Annotated in this window: 14 protein-coding genes; all 14 read left to right on the top strand. The window is 67.2% G+C overall.

Annotated features, from left to right (window positions below; genetic code table 11):
* The first annotated feature begins 75 nt into the window (after positions 1-75).
* On the top strand, positions 76-6,042 hold the full coding sequence (locus tag ACFC1K_RS10960) for a SpaA isopeptide-forming pilin-related protein (RefSeq protein ID WP_375871624.1): 5,967 nt from the start codon (positions 76-78) through the stop codon (positions 6,040-6,042).
* A 552-nt stretch (positions 6,043-6,594) separates the two neighbouring features.
* Complete coding sequence (locus tag ACFC1K_RS10955; protein ID WP_375871623.1) at positions 6,595-8,202, top strand: hypothetical protein; 1,608 nt, start codon at positions 6,595-6,597, stop codon at positions 8,200-8,202.
* 478 nt (positions 8,203-8,680) lie between these two features.
* Positions 8,681-8,989, top strand: a complete 309-nt coding sequence (gene rpsJ, locus ACFC1K_RS10950) for a 30S ribosomal protein S10 (RefSeq protein WP_018171443.1) — start codon at positions 8,681-8,683, stop codon at positions 8,987-8,989.
* A gap of 8 nt (positions 8,990-8,997) precedes the next feature.
* Positions 8,998-9,657: a 50S ribosomal protein L3 gene (gene rplC / locus ACFC1K_RS10945; RefSeq protein ID WP_116194496.1), complete on the top strand. Its 660-nt coding sequence runs from the start codon at positions 8,998-9,000 to the stop codon at positions 9,655-9,657.
* A gap of 4 nt (positions 9,658-9,661) precedes the next feature.
* Complete coding sequence (gene rplD, locus ACFC1K_RS10940) at positions 9,662-10,324, top strand: 50S ribosomal protein L4 (protein ID WP_375871622.1); 663 nt, start codon at positions 9,662-9,664, stop codon at positions 10,322-10,324.
* The gene (rplW, locus tag ACFC1K_RS10935; protein ID WP_310288349.1) at positions 10,321-10,620 is read left to right on the top strand and encodes a 50S ribosomal protein L23; all 300 of its coding nucleotides are present in this window, start codon (positions 10,321-10,323) and stop codon (positions 10,618-10,620) included. The genes rplD and rplW overlap by 4 nt, the downstream gene beginning before the upstream one ends.
* A gap of 24 nt (positions 10,621-10,644) precedes the next feature.
* Positions 10,645-11,484 carry a 50S ribosomal protein L2 gene (rplB, locus tag ACFC1K_RS10930; protein WP_045301487.1) on the top strand — a complete coding sequence of 280 codons (840 nt, stop codon included), beginning with the start codon at positions 10,645-10,647 and terminating at the stop codon, positions 11,482-11,484.
* Positions 11,485-11,496: 12 nt separating this feature from the next.
* Positions 11,497-11,778, top strand: coding sequence for a 30S ribosomal protein S19 (rpsS, locus tag ACFC1K_RS10925; protein WP_045275479.1), 282 nt, complete (start codon positions 11,497-11,499; stop codon positions 11,776-11,778).
* A gap of 22 nt (positions 11,779-11,800) precedes the next feature.
* Complete coding sequence (gene rplV, locus ACFC1K_RS10920; RefSeq protein ID WP_310288351.1) at positions 11,801-12,199, top strand: 50S ribosomal protein L22; 399 nt, start codon at positions 11,801-11,803, stop codon at positions 12,197-12,199.
* Positions 12,199-12,981: a 30S ribosomal protein S3 gene (rpsC, locus tag ACFC1K_RS10915; RefSeq protein WP_045301490.1), complete on the top strand. Its 783-nt coding sequence runs from the start codon at positions 12,199-12,201 to the stop codon at positions 12,979-12,981. Before rplV ends, rpsC begins: the two co-directional genes overlap by 1 nt.
* A complete protein-coding gene (gene rplP, locus ACFC1K_RS10910) occupies positions 12,981-13,400 on the top strand; it encodes a 50S ribosomal protein L16 (RefSeq protein WP_018171451.1) in 420 nt (139 codons plus the stop codon). Before rpsC ends, rplP begins: the two co-directional genes overlap by 1 nt.
* Positions 13,400-13,714: a 50S ribosomal protein L29 gene (rpmC, locus tag ACFC1K_RS10905; protein WP_045301493.1), complete on the top strand. Its 315-nt coding sequence runs from the start codon at positions 13,400-13,402 to the stop codon at positions 13,712-13,714. The genes rplP and rpmC overlap by 1 nt, the downstream gene beginning before the upstream one ends.
* Positions 13,714-14,046, top strand: a complete 333-nt coding sequence (gene rpsQ, locus ACFC1K_RS10900; RefSeq protein ID WP_310288355.1) for a 30S ribosomal protein S17 — start codon at positions 13,714-13,716, stop codon at positions 14,044-14,046. The genes rpmC and rpsQ overlap by 1 nt, the downstream gene beginning before the upstream one ends.
* A complete protein-coding gene (rplN, locus tag ACFC1K_RS10895; protein WP_056371389.1) occupies positions 14,043-14,411 on the top strand; it encodes a 50S ribosomal protein L14 in 369 nt (122 codons plus the stop codon). The genes rpsQ and rplN overlap by 4 nt, the downstream gene beginning before the upstream one ends.

Raw genomic sequence — 14,411 nt, 5'->3', positions numbered from 1 at the left:
CACAGCGAGTCGTGACGTGCTGGGAGGGGCCTCTACTTGGGGCACCCTGTGTCGTTTCGACCAAGGGTGAAGTTGATGTTCAGTCGTACTTTCGTGCGCGCCTCGAAGTCTGAGGGTCCGCGCCGCCGCATGCGTCAGGAGCGGACTGAGGAGCGACGTATCGCGCTCCAGAACCGCTGGTACGTGGGGGGACTCGCCGCGATCGTGGCGAGTTCTCTTGTGTTCTCGGGGATGTCCCCGGCATCGGCGGAGGAGGTGACCACCCCCGACCCCGCCGCCACCACACAGGCGACGACGACGGACACGACATCGACGGATGCTGCGCCCCCGCCCCCTGCGGAAGAGCCGGCCACGCCGCCTCCCGCGGCGGAAGAGCCGGCTGCGCCGGAGGCGACAGTGGCGGAAGAGACCGCACCGCCGGCCGCGCTCGCCGCGCCAGTGGCGGAGCCTGAGATCGCCGCGCTGGCGCTTCCCTGTGCCGGATGGCCCGTCTCCGGGTCTCCACTGGCAGGCTTCGAGATCGACGGCAACCTGTGTCTCGACGGCGCCGGCACCAAGGACTGGGCGACCGTCGGCGGTCAGCCGGTCGCGGACGACGGCTACGACGACGCGACGCAGTTCACCCAGGGCTCCAAGGAGAGCAACTGGCCGTGGAGCTCTGGACAGATCGGCGGTGACGGCGTCGCGCCGGGCAAGACCGACATCGGGAACGTGTACTCGTACACCCAGACCGTCGGCGGCCACGTCTACGCGTACCTGGGCTTCGAGCGTGCGGTGAACAACGGCTCGGTCTCTTACCACGTCGAGCTCAACCAGAAGCCGAACACGTTGGGCCCGACCCCCGACCGGTCGGTCAACGACCTCCGACTGACGATCGAGCAGAACGGCAACAACACGATCTCCCTCGTCGGCGCGGACCGGTGGAACGGGACGGCTTGGGTCTCACTGGGCAACCTCTCCGGCTTCATCGGCCAGGTCAACCAGGGCCAGATCGAGAACCTCTCCGGCGACATCCTCGAGCCGGGCGAGTTCGCCGAGATGGCGATCGATCTGACGGTCCTGTTCGGCAACGCCGGCTGCAGCGGCAATTACGGCGTGCTCAACGTCCGCTCGAGCTCGTCTCCCGAGGACACGTCCGCGCTGGCCGACTGGATCAAGCCGGTCGCCGTGAACGTCCCGTCGACCTGCTCGACGCTGACGATCCTCAAGACCGACATGGGCGGCACGCCGCTCGCGGGTGCGAAGTTCAGCATCACGCCGAATCCGGCAACGGGGACCGGCTCCACGACCGGCACGACCGACGCCAACGGCAAGATCGTGTTCAGTGGCAACGTCCAGCCCGGCACCTACACGGTCACCGAGACGGAAGCTCCCGCGGGATACCTGCTCGACTCGACGCCGCAGCAGGTGACGTTCGGTGACAACGCCGAATCCAAGACGCTGACGTTCAAGGACCCGCTCGGCTCGGGGGCTTGGGTGAAGCGCGCAGGTGACGCGAACGGCGCACTGCTGGGCGGCGCGACCTTCTCCCTGGCCGCGACGGGCGGCCCCGCGGCAGCGGCGCCCTGGGCTGCGACCTTCCCGAAGACGGTGGTCGACAACGGCGCGAACGACGCCGACCCGGTGGCCGGTCAGATCAAGGTCGTCAATCTGCCGATCGGCACCTACTCGGTGACCGAGACGGCAGCGCCCGCCGGTTACGTGCTGGACCCGTCGGCGAAGACCTTCGCGGTCACGCAGGCGGCGCCGAACGCGACCATCTCGACATCGTTCGTGAACATCCCGTACGCGACGGTCACCCTCACCAAGGACTGGGTCAACTCGTTCGACGGCGACACCGCAGAGCTCTTCATCAAGGGCGCGGCGCAGAACAGCGCGACGTCGACGGCACCCACCGACGGCCCGGTGATCTCGGTCAGCGTGGCTCCGGGAGCGAACCTCAACGTGACGGAGGTCCTCGGTGCTCAGAACCGCGGTCTCTACAATGCGACGCTGACCTGTGTCGGGTCCGACATCGGTGACGGCGGTGCGATCACCGTGCCGCAGTGGCCCGCATCGGCGAACGGTGTGCAGTGCACGTTCACCAACACGGCCAAGACGCGCATCGTGAAGCTGCAGAAGCAGTGGGTCGACGGCTTCCAGGGCGACTCCGCTCAGCTCTCGCTGACGGGTGACGCCGACGGCGCGAAGAGCACGGCGACGGGCGTGGCGGGATCGCAGCTCGACACCGTGAACGTCGCGACGGCCACCGTCCGCGTCGGTGAGACGGTGAACTTCGGCGAGGCGCTCACTGCTCCGAGCGGCGCCGCCTACGGCACCACGTTCTCGTGCACGCCGACCGTGGCCGTCACCGGCTCCGACAAGGCGTACACGCTGGACCGCATGCCGAACGCCGACGTCGTCTGCACCTTCACCAACACGGCGCAGAAGGCGACCGTTACGCTGAAGAAGCAGTGGGTGGACGCCTTCGAGGGCGACGCCGCGATCCTCGGCATCGCCGCCCCTCCGGCGGTGGACGTCATCGAGGCGGTGGCACCCGAGGGTGACGGGACCTCGCCACAGATCGCGACTCTGCAGGTGCGGATCGGCGAGAAGGTGGCACTGGGCGAGACGCTCGACGACGACAACCAGGGTGACTACACCTCTACCTGGTCGTGCGACGACGGCACCAGCGGCACCGGTACCCAGCTCGGTCAGATCACCGTCACCAAATCGGTCGTGTGCACCATCGTGAACACAGCGAAGACGATCCAGGTCACAGTGAACAAGACGTGGGACAACGCGTTCGGCGGCGACACCGCCCAGCTCGGGGTCAACGGCACGACCGAGACCTCGACCGCCGGCACCGCCGGTCAGCTGATCGTCAACGAGACCGACGCCCCTGTCGTGACGGAGACGGTGCGCATCGGTGACCCGGTGAACATCGCCGAGACGCTGAACACCGCGGGCAACCGCGGCTCGTACACGTCGAGCTACGTCTGCACCGGTGCGGAGTCATCGGGGCAGGGCACCACGATCCCGGAGTTCGAGGCCACGTCGGCGAACGTCAGCTGCACGTTCACCAACACCGCCGTGAAGGTCGGCGTCCTGCTCAAGAAGAACTGGATCGACGCCCTCGCGGGCGACAAGACCTCGCTCTCGGTGACGCCGGAGTCGGGGCCGATCGCGACGGCACTGTCGACGATGCTCGCGAACTCGCCGAAGGACTTCCTCGACGACATCAACGTCGTCGGGCTCCAGGTCCGCATCGGCGCGGTGCTGCCGATGAAAGAGGTGCTCACGGCGAACGGCACGTACGCCTCGAGCTTCTCCTGCTCGGCGGGTGAAACGACCGCGGTCGGCGTCGACGGTCGCGCCTTCACCCTCAAGGTGACCGGCGCCGCCATCTGCCGCTTCATCAACGTCTCGCAGACGGCGCACCTGACGGTCGTCAAGAGCTGGGTGAACAGCCAGGACGGCGACAGCGCCGCCCTGTCGGTCACCGGCGGCGCGACGGGCGCGGCGACCTCCAACACCGACGGGGGCACCTTCACCGACCTCGACCACACGATCAGCGCAGAGGCGACGATCGGTCAGACGGTGAACGTCAAGGAGATCGTGAGCGTCGAGCACGGGGACGCCTCCGACTACACGTCGACGCTGGTCTGCACCAGCGGAGAGACGGTTGTCTACACCGGCAGCGCTCGCGAGGGCTCGTTCACGATGCCCGGCGTGCCGGTGACCTGCACGTTCACGAACACGGCCGAACTGCCGTCGATCGCGCTGGTCAAGATCGTCTCGGGCGCTCCCGGGATCGAGGACACGAACTGGCAGCTGATCGCCGCACCCCAGATCGGGCCCGCGGTGACGAACCTGGCCGGCGGCGACGTCGTCAAGACGAACGTCGTGGCCGGTGTGCCCTTCGTCCTCTCGGAGGACCTGATCGGCACCTTCCCGGGCTCGAACGAGTTTGCGGCCGGGCTGTGGTCGTGCCTCAACGAGGACGGACAGGTCACCCTGACGGACAGCACGCCGGGGAAGGCGGACCTGCGTGGCCTCGACAAGGGCGAGAACGTGGTGTGCACCATCGTCAACTCGCACGTCGATCAGGGCTTCACGGTTGCGAAGACGGCGACAGGGTCGACCCAGCACGAGGACGGAAGCTGGACCGTGACCTACGACATCCGGGTCCACAACAACAGCGCCGTCGTGCCGATCACGTACGACCTGTCGGACACGCTCGACGCTCCGGCCGACGGCGTCTCCTACACGGGGGCATCGTGGACCGGGCCTACCACCGGATCGTTCACGCTTCCGAGCCTCACCGCTCAGCTTGCGGATGGCGAGGTCGCGCCGCCGTTCAACGGCTCCAACGACCCCGTCTACTCGGTGTCGGTGAATGTCGAGGTCAGCGCGATCCCGGCGGAACCGAACCCCTGTGACGCGGAGGTGACCGAGGGTATCGGCATCGTCAACACGGCGTACCTCACGGTCGGGGAGGTCACGGAGGATGACAGCGCGTGTGGCACCGTCCACTATGACGACGTCTCGATCCTGAAGACGGCGACCAACCTGCCCGAGCCGCCCGAGGGTGAGGAGCCCTGGGCCGAGGTGGGCGACACGTTCGACTACGTGCTCACCGTCACCAACAACGGCACCCGCGATGCGAAGGGCCTCGTGGTCACCGACCCCGTGCCCGCACGCCTCGAGGTGACCGCGGTCGACCTTCCGGACGGCTGGCAGAACGACAACGGTGGCGCACTGGTCGGTCCCGGAAACACGATCTCGGTCAGGATGGGGCCGGACACGACCCTCGGAGCCGGTGAATCGGTGGACATCACCGTGACCGTCGAGTTCCTGCCGCCGGACTACCCGGAGGGTGCGGAGGAGCCGCCGACGCCGATCGACTCGCTCGTGAACGAGGCCTGCGTCGAGGCGCCCCTCGACCAGGACCCGACGAACGACTGCTCCGAGAACGAGATCCCGGTGCACGAGATCACGGCGATCGTCTACACCACCTGCGTGGGCGACGCCCCGCTTCTGGGCTGGACGATCTCCAAGTCGGGCACGCTGCTGGACGACCCGATCGACTTCCTGTGGACGCCGGACTCCCTCGAGCCGACGACCGACCCGCAGGAGATCGCGATCACTCAGCCCGGTGGCACGTCGACCTGGAGCGACCTGATCGACTGGCCCGGCACCGCGTTCACGCCGTCGGGTGTCTCGATCGACTACCCGGGATGGCGACCGCTCCAGGCGTCGGACTACGGCCCCAACGGCGGGTACATCAACCCGGAGAACGGCATTGAGTACGCACCGGCGGATGCAGGGGACTTCGTCTTCAACGGGTTGATCCTCGACCCGAGCGAGCTCGACTACTCGTGGCGCCTGCAGTCGACGGTGACCTTCTCGGTCAACCCGACGCTCGAATTCTCGGTGGGGTACCCGCCGGCGAGCCCCGAGTGCTTCGTGGCACGTCATTCCGACGTCCAGATCGAGAAGACGGCGAGCGTCGAGAAGACCGAGCCCGGCAAGTCGTTCACCTACAGCCTGGCTGTGGAGAACATGAGTGACGACTCGGCCGCCGAGGGTGTGGTGGTCACTGACACCATCCCCGCCGACATCAAGATCACGGACGTGACCTGGCCGGGCAAGGGCGACGCGAACACGTTCCCGAACTGGGAGTCGTGTGCGGTGGCGGGGCAGGACGGCTCCGGCTACGGCGGAACGCTGACCTGCGTGCTCTTCGGACCGCTGCAGCCGCAGGGTGCGAACGACTCGCCATCGGCGGCCCCGACCATCACTCTGGCGGCGACGGTGAACCCGGCGTCCAAGAGCAGTTCGATCACCAACGTGGCAGTCGTGGACTACCACACGTTCGGCGACCCGGACGACCCGGGCCGTGACTCGGACGACGCTGTCGTCCTGCTCTCGGCACTGCCGGCGACCGGTGGTGAGCTGCCGCCGCTCCTGGTGATCCTCGGCCTGCTCGCACTGCTCGGAGGCACGGCGATGCTGATCGTCACCCGCCGCCGTCGTGGAGAGGCCAAGGCCACCATCTGACCGACCGTGTGAGAGAGCGGGACCGCCCCAAGGCCCGCTCTCTCACCCGACTCCGGCCCGCCTCTTGTGCCGGACGTTCGAGCCCCTCGCACCCCAAAGGCGAGGGGCTCGTTCGCGCGACGGCACGTATTAAGAGGAATGGATGCCTCGGCCCGCAGGATCCGTGTCGCGCGTCGATTTCGCCATCCGGGCGTGTCGCGATAGCCTGCACGAACGGCGGTTCTCCGCCTGTTCCGCAACCTTCGGGAAGGGCGCGGAACCCGGATCCCATTCGGCCCGAACCGCGTGAGGTCTGACACCCGTTCCCCGACGGGTGAATGGTGCGCCCCCGTGCGCCGAAGGAATGCGGTACCCCCGTGCCGCAGAAGTACCGATGTGCCTCCGCACGTCGCTGGGATGTACGGCGCGCTCTGCGCGTCGCTGGGAAGTACGGCGCGCTCCGGCGTGCCGCTGGGATGTACGGCGTGCCTCGGCGCGCCGCTGGGACGGCGCCTCGGCGCCGGTAAGGGGAGGAACGCTGTGCCTGCATTGCGCAAGCGAACATGGAAAGCATTGGCTGGGGCGCTGGTCGCCGCCGCACTCGTGGTGGCACCTCTGGTGACCGCCGGTGCGACGGCCGCGGAGCCGGTGCTGAAGGGTGAGGTCGGAGTACTGCAGCCCTGGAGCTCGGACACCAACAAGACGTCGTACTGGGAGAAGCTCTACGCGGCCCACAAGGCGGTCTGCTACAAGTCCGAGGGCAACACCTCGCACGGCAAGATCACCGACGGCGGCAAGACGGTCACGCTCAAGCCGTTCGACCAGTCGTGGCCGGGCGACCACTGGGAGCTGCTCGTCGTCAAGGGCGGCAGCGTCTACAACAACGTGATCGAGCACCCCCAGGCGGGCGTGGCGTACGCCTCGCCGGTGAATGATGGGGGTAAGCAGTCCGACGTCTCGCACTGGATCGTCTGCAAGGGCACCACGCCCGAGACGCCGCCCAAGACGGTCGTCCCCGCGCTGGACTGGGATCCTGCGACGTGTGACGTCGCCGGTGTCCTGCGCAAGAGCGAAGACGTGACCTGGACGTCGGTCAAGAACCACGACGGCACCACCACGTGGACGGCCGCGCCGAAGGCCGGCACCGTCTTCCCCGTCGGTGCCCGCGTCAGCTGGGACGTCCCGAACCTCGCCAAGCTTCCGCTCGACAGCGACGCCTGCCGGCCGGACCAGCCGAAGGCCGAGGAGACGGTGACCCCCGTCGAGATCATGACCTGCGAGAGCACGACTGTGCGGATCGAGACGACCACGGTCACGACGCCCTACGTGTGGAACGGCGAGGCCTGGGTGCCCGGCACGTCGACGAAGTCGGTCGAGACGACGACGCGCGACAAGACCCCCGCAGAGAAGAAGGAATGCCCGCTTCCTGCGGACGACACCGACACGGGTGAGTGGGAAGACGGCGAGTGGGTGTGCGGCGACACGACCGTGACCCAGACCCGCGAGGTCACCACGACGGTCTACTCGTACGACGAGAAGGGCGACGTCACGTCGACGACCGACCTGGAGACCGAGACGCAGACGCGCGAGCTCGAGTCCGAGGAGATCGGCGAGGTCTGCGACCTGGTTCCCGGTGAGATCGAGTCCGTGTGCGTCGGCGATGTTCCGTTCCTCGGCTACGAGGTCACGCTGCCCGAGGGCTTCGAGACGGACGACGAGACGCCCGTCACCATCACCTTCGTCAACCCCGAGGGCGAGAACTACGTCGTGCCGGGCACGCACCCGCTCAGCGGCGTCGTCCTGTGGCCGGGCGCCTCGAACGGCACGCCGAAGATGTGGCCGGGCTGGGAGCTCGTGAACGGCGAGTACGTGAAGACCGATGGCAACTTCGACTGGACCCGCAACGGCGTCACGGTGCGCTTCGAGGTCAACCCGTCGTACGAGACGGAGGTCGAATACCCTGCGGCCAGCGCGCTGTGCGCGAACCCGCCCGTCGGCGGTGGCGATGACCCGTCGACCCCGACCACCGGCACGCCGGCGTCGACCGACCCCGAGGCCCTCGCGGTCACGGGTGGCGGCATCAGCCCGATGTTCGCTGTCGCGGGTGGTGCCGTGCTCCTCGCCGGCATCGCGACGGTCGCCTTCGCGGCCTACCGTCGCCGCCACGCGAGCGCGGAGTGACGCCTTAAGAGATAGGTAGAAAGGGCGGTCGCGCACAGCGCGACCGCCCTTTCGCATGGGGCCGCATCATCCATTCCGCGAACCCTCCTGAGAAACGACCGAGCATACCCGCGTCGCGACACGCCCGAGTTTGCGACACGCCCGGGCTGCACGTAGACTAGTGAGGTTCCACATTCCGACGCCCCTCTTGGCGTGCGTCGGATCACTGCCAGGGCAGTGCATAGGCAGCGCAAAAGCGCAGGGTCCTAGGCCGCGGGCAGCAGAACCACCACATCACGAATCCACCTTGGGCGGAGCTTTGCTTCGCGCGCGGGGGAGGACGGATGCCGGGACGCGGCGCTTCGGCGCGGCACCCGGATTGACAGCAGAACAGCGGTGCAGCACGCACTGCGTAAGCGGTGCAGAAGTGCCATGGCGCTTTGCGCCACGTGCGTCCAATGCCACAGGGGTATGACGCGAGAAAGAGAGTGAGCAGACAATGGCGGGACAGAAGATCCGCATTCGCCTGAAGTCGTACGACCACGAGGTCATCGACTCGTCGGCGCGGAAGATCGTCGACACCGTGACCCGTGCGGGCGCGACGGTCGTGGGCCCCGTGCCCCTTCCGACGGAGAAGAACGTGATCGCCGTGATCCGTTCTCCCCACAAGTACAAGGACAGCCGCGAGCACTTCGAGATGCGCACCCACAAGCGTCTGATCGACATCATCGATCCGACGCCCAAGGCTGTCGACTCGCTCATGCGCCTCGACCTCCCGGCCGATGTCAACATCGAGATCAAGCTCTGAGGTTCGACATGGCTGACATCAACAACAAGGTTTCCAAGGGCCTGCTGGGCACCAAGCTCGGTATGACCCAGGTCTGGGATGAGAACGGCAAGCTCGTTCCCGTCACCGTCATCGAGATCGCCCCGAACGTGGTCACCCAGGTTCGCACCCCCGAGAAGGACGGCTACAAGGCCGTGCAGATCGGCTACGGGCAGATCGACCCCCGCAAGGTGAACCAGCCCCTCACGGCCCACTTCGAGGCCGCGGGTGTCACCCCGCGCCGTCACCTCACCGAGATCCGCACCGCGGACGCCGCTGACTACTCACTCGGTCAGGAGCTCACGGTGGACGGCACGTTCGAGGCCGGCCAGCTGGTCGACGTCGTCGGCACCAGCAAGGGCAAGGGCACCGCGGGTGTCATGAAGCGCCACAACTTCAAGGGTGTCTCCGCCTCGCACGGTGCGCACCGCAACCACCGCAAGCCCGGTTCGATCGGCGCCTCGTCGACCCCGAGCCGCGTCTTCAAGGGCATGCGCATGGCCGGCCGTATGGGTGGCGAGCGCGTGACCGTCCTCAACCTCAAGGTGCACGCCGTCGACGCCGAGAAGGGTCTGCTGCTCGTCAAGGGCGCCGTCCCCGGTGCTCGCGGCCGCATCGTCTACGTCCGCAACGCAGTGAAGGGTGCCTGATCTCATGGCTGACTCGACTCTCGCGCTCGACGTCCTGAAGGCCGACGGCAAGAAGGCCGGCTCCGTGGAGCTGCCCGCCGCCATCTTCGACGTCAAGACGAACATCCCGCTCATCCACCAGGTCGTCGTCGCGCAGCTCGCGGCGGCTCGCCAGGGCACCCACTCGACCAAGCGTCGCGGTGAGGTCTCGGGCGCCGGCCGCAAGCCCTTCAAGCAGAAGGGCACGGGTAACGCCCGCCAGGGCTCGATCCGCGCGCCGCACATGACCGGTGGTGGCATCGTCCACGGCCCGAAGCCGCGCGACTACTCGCAGCGCACCCCCAAGAAGATGATCGCCGCCGCCCTGCTGGGCGCGCTCAGCGACCGTGCTCGCGGTGAGCGCCTCCACGTCGTGGAGTCGTTCGCGATCGAGGGTGCCCCGTCGACCAAGGCCGCTGTCGCGGTCCTGACGGCACTCGGCGCCACCAAGAACGTGCTCGTGGTCGTGGACCGCTCGGACGACATCAGCGTCCTCAGCGTCCGCAACATCGCGTTCGCGCACGTGCTGCCGGCTGACCAGCTCAACGCCTACGACGTGCTCGTCTCGGACGACATCGTCTTCACCAAGGCCGCCTACGACGCGTTCGTCGCGTCGAAGAGCGCCGCCACCCAGGAGGTCTCGGCATGACGAACGTCAACAAGGACCCGCGTGACATCATCCTGAAGCCGGTCGTTTCGGAGAAGAGCTACGGGCTCATCGACGAGGGCAAGTACACCTTCCTCGTCGACCCCCGTGCCTCGAAGACCGAGATCAAGCTCGCCATCGAGAAGATCTTCGGCGTCAAGGTCGCAGCGGTCAACACGCTCAACCGCACGGGCAAGGCCCGTCGCACCCGCTTCGGCACGGGCAAGCGCAAGGACACCAAGCGCGCCATCGTGACCCTGAAGTCGGGCACCATCGACATCTTCACGGCAGTCGGCTGACGGTCGGGATAGAGGACTAGAGATATGGCTATTCGCAAGTACAAGCCCACGACCCCGGGTCGCCGCGGCTCGTCGGTGGCCGACTTCGCCGAGATCACCCGATCGACGCCTGAGAAGTCGCTCCTCCGCCCGCTCAGCAAGACCGGTGGCCGCAACAACCAGGGCCGCATCACCACGCGTCACATCGGTGGTGGCCACAAGCGTCAGTACCGCGTCATCGACTTCCGTCGTAACGACAAGGACGGCATCAACGCCAAGGTCGCTCACATCGAGTACGACCCCAACCGCACCGCGCGCATCGCGCTCCTGCACTACTTCGACGGCGAGAAGCGCTACATCATCGCGCCGAACAAGCTGTCGCAGGGCGACATCGTCGAGTCGGGTCCCTCGGCCGACATCAAGCCGGGCAACAACCTGCCGCTGAAGAACATCCCCACCGGTACCGTGATCCACGCGATCGAGCTCCGCCCCGGCGGCGGCGCGAAGCTGGCCCGCTCGGCCGGTGCGTCGGTTCGCCTCGTGGCGAAGGACGGCCCGTACGCCCAGCTGCGTCTGCCCTCGGGCGAGATCCGCAACGTCGACGCGCGCTGCCGCGCGACCGTCGGCGAGGTGGGCAACGCCGAGCAGTCGAACATCAACTGGGGCAAGGCCGGCCGTAACCGCTGGAAGGGCATCCGCCCGACCGTCCGCGGTGTCGCCATGAACCCGGTCGACCACCCGCACGGTGGTGGTGAGGGTAAGACCTCCGGTGGTCGTCACCCGGTTTCGCCGTGGGGTCAGGCCGAAGGCCGCACCCGTCACGCGAACAAGGAAAGCGACAAGTACATCGTCCGTCGTCGCAACGCCGGCAAGAAGCGGAAGTAGGAGTAGAGGAAGATGCCTCGCAGCCTTAAGAAGGGCCCCTTCGTCGACGAGCACCTGCTTCGCAAGGTCGTCGTCCAGAACGAAGCCGGCACCAAGAACGTCATCAAGACCTGGTCGCGCCGTTCGATGATCATCCCGGCCATGCTGGGTCACACCATCGCCGTGCACGACGGACGCAAGCACATCCCCGTGTTCGTGTCCGAGACCATGGTCGGCCACAAGCTGGGCGAGTTCGCGCCCACCCGCACCTTCCGCGGCCACGTGAAGGACGACAAGAAGGGCCGCCGCCGCTGACGCGGGGGCAGAGGAGAGAGAAATGGTGGAGTCCATCGCACGCGTGCGACACATCCGCGTGACCCCTCAGAAGGCTCGTCGTGTCGTTGCGCTCATCAAGGGCAAGCAGGCTGAGGAGGCCCTGGCCATCCTTAAGTTCGCACCGCAGGGTGCGAGCGAGCCGATCTACAAGCTCGTCGCCGCCGGCATCGCGAACGCTCGCGTCACGGCAGACAAGAACGGCGAGTACCTGGACGAGCAGGACCTGTACGTGAAGAACGCGTACGTCGACGAGGGCACGACGCTCAAGCGTTTCCAGCCCCGCGCGCAGGGTCGTGCCTTCCAGATCAAGAAGCGCACCAGCCACATCACCGTCGTGCTCTCGACCCCCGAGGTCGCGGAGACGGCGCCGGCTGCCAAGAGCAAGAAGGCGAGCAAGTAATGGGACAGAAAGTCCACCCGTACGGCTTCCGCCTCGGCATCACGACCGACCACGTGTCGCGTTGGTTCTCGGACTCGACGAAGCCCGGCCAGCGTTACGCCGACTACGTCGCCGAGGACATCCGCATCCGCAAGCTCCTGCAGACCCAGCTCGACCGGGCCGGCGTGAGCAACATCGAGATCGAGCGCACCCGTGACCGCGTTCGCGTCGACATCCACACCGCCCGCCCGGGCATCGTGATCGGTCGCCGCGGCGCCGAGGCCGAGCGCATCCGCGCCGACCTCGAGAAGCTCACCGGCAAGCAGATCCAGCTGAACATCCTCGAGGTCAAGAACCCCGAGGCCGACGCTCAGCTCGTCGCGCAGGGCATCGCCGAGCAGCTCACCGCTCGCGTGGCGTTCCGTCGCGCGATGCGCAAGGGGCTGCAGGGCGCTCAGCGCGCCGGCGCCAAGGGCGTCCGCATCCAGGTCTCCGGCCGCCTCGGCGGCGCCGAGATGAGCCGCTCGGAGTTCTACCGCGAGGGTCGTGTGCCGCTGCACACGCTGCGCGCGAACATCGACTACGGCTTCTACGAGGCGAAGACCACCTTCGGCCGCATCGGCGTGAAGGTCTGGATCTACAAGGGCGACCTCACCAACAAGGAGCTCGCTCGCGAGCAGGCCAACGCGCCGAAGTCGGACCGTCGTCGTGACGACCGTCGTGGCGGCCCGCGTGGCGACCGCGGCGAGCGTGGCGGCGACCGCCGCAACGAGGCCCCCGTGGCAGAAGGAGCGTCGGCGTAATGCTCATCCCCCGCAAGGTCAAGTACCGCAAGCAGCACCACCCCGGCCGCTCGGGCCAGGCCACCGGTGGCACCAAGGTGTCGTTCGGTGAGTTCGGCATCCAGGCCCTCACGCCCGCTTACGTGACGAACCGTCAGATCGAGTCCGCTCGTATCGCGATGACCCGTCACATCAAGCGTGGCGGCAAGGTGTGGATCAACATCTACCCCGACCGTCCGCTCACCAAGAAGCCGGCCGAAACCCGCATGGGTTCCGGTAAGGGTTCGCCCGAGTGGTGGGTCGCAAACGTCAAGCCGGGTCGCGTCCTCTTCGAGGTCGCCGGCGTCAACGAGGAACTCGCTCGTGAGGCCCTGACCCGTGCCATCCACAAGCTGCCTCTCAAGGCACGCATCATCAAGCGCGAGGAGGGCGACGCGTAATGGCGATCGGCACCAAGACGCTCGCCCCGAGCGAGCTCGACACGTTCGAAGACCAGCGCCTCGTCGAGGAGCTGCGCAAGGCCAAGGAAGAGCTGTTCAACCTGCGCTTCCAGTCGGCGACCGGCCAGCTCGAGAGCCACGGCCGCATCCGCGCGGTCAAGCGCGACATCGCGCGGCTCTACACCGTGATCCGTGAGCGCGAGCTCGGCATCCGTGCCACGCCCGCGCCGCTGGAGACCGCGACGAAGGCGAAGAAGACGAAGGCCAAGAAGGCGGATGCCGCTGACGAGGCCGCGAAGGAAGAGGCCGAGTGATGGCTGACACGAAGAAGACCGCTGACGCGGTCGAGACCAAGGGCCACGAGTCGGCCGAGCACGATGTGCGCGACGTCGACGCCCGCGGTTACCGCAAGGCCCGCCGTGGCTACGTCGTCAGCGACAAGATGGACAAGACCATCGTCGTCGAGGTCGAGGACCGCGTGAAGCACCCGCTCTACGGCAAGGTCATCCGCCGCACCTCCAAGGTGAAGGCGCACGACGAGACGAACTCCGCCGGCATCGGCGACCTCGTCCTCATCAACGAGACCCGCCCGCTCAGCGCCACCAAGCGCTGGCGTCTGGTCGAGATCCTGGAGAAGGCCAAGTGATTCAGAACGAGTCCCGCCTCAAGGTCGCCGACAACACGGGCGCCAAGGAGCTGCTCACCATCCGCGTTCTCGGTGGCTCGAACCGCCGTTACGCGGGCCTGGGTGACATCATCGTGGCCACCGTCAAGGACGCGATCCCGGGAGGCAACGTCAAGAAGGGCGACGTCGTCAAGGCCGTCGTCGTTCGCACCAAGAAGGAGACCCGTCGTCCCGACGGTTCGTACATCAAGTTCGACGAGAACGCCGCCGTCATCCTGAAGAACGACGGGGAGCCCCGCGGCACCCGCATCTTCGGACCGGTCGGTCGTGAGCTTCGCGACAAGAAGTTCATGAAGATCGTCTCGCTCGCACCGGAGGTGATCTGA

The organism is Microbacterium sp. NPDC056057, from assembly GCF_042266945.1.
Taxonomy (GTDB): domain Bacteria; phylum Actinomycetota; class Actinomycetes; order Actinomycetales; family Microbacteriaceae; genus Microbacterium; species Microbacterium trichothecenolyticum_C.
The sequence above is the reverse complement of the archived record's forward strand: the minus strand, read 5'-3'. Positions and strand labels throughout refer to the sequence as shown.

Bases quoted from the DNA above. Each gene is read 5' to 3' on its own strand.
- rplV (WP_310288351.1), top strand. From the start codon at position 11,801: ATGGTGGAGTCCATCGCACGCGTGCGACACATCCGCGTGACCCCTCAG.
- rplW (WP_310288349.1), top strand. From the start codon at position 10,321: ATGACGAACGTCAACAAGGACCCGCGTGACATCATCCTGAAGCCGGTC.
- rplP (WP_018171451.1), top strand. From the start codon at position 12,981: ATGCTCATCCCCCGCAAGGTCAAGTACCGCAAGCAGCACCACCCCGGC.
- rplD (WP_375871622.1), top strand. From the start codon at position 9,662: ATGGCTGACTCGACTCTCGCGCTCGACGTCCTGAAGGCCGACGGCAAG.
- rplB (WP_045301487.1), top strand. From the start codon at position 10,645: ATGGCTATTCGCAAGTACAAGCCCACGACCCCGGGTCGCCGCGGCTCG.
- rpmC (WP_045301493.1), top strand. From the start codon at position 13,400: ATGGCGATCGGCACCAAGACGCTCGCCCCGAGCGAGCTCGACACGTTC.
- ACFC1K_RS10960 (WP_375871624.1), top strand. From the start codon at position 76: ATGTTCAGTCGTACTTTCGTGCGCGCCTCGAAGTCTGAGGGTCCGCGC.
- rpsC (WP_045301490.1), top strand. From the start codon at position 12,199: ATGGGACAGAAAGTCCACCCGTACGGCTTCCGCCTCGGCATCACGACC.
- rpsQ (WP_310288355.1), top strand. From the start codon at position 13,714: ATGGCTGACACGAAGAAGACCGCTGACGCGGTCGAGACCAAGGGCCAC.
- rpsS (WP_045275479.1), top strand. From the start codon at position 11,497: ATGCCTCGCAGCCTTAAGAAGGGCCCCTTCGTCGACGAGCACCTGCTT.
- rpsJ (WP_018171443.1), top strand. From the start codon at position 8,681: ATGGCGGGACAGAAGATCCGCATTCGCCTGAAGTCGTACGACCACGAG.
- rplC (WP_116194496.1), top strand. From the start codon at position 8,998: ATGGCTGACATCAACAACAAGGTTTCCAAGGGCCTGCTGGGCACCAAG.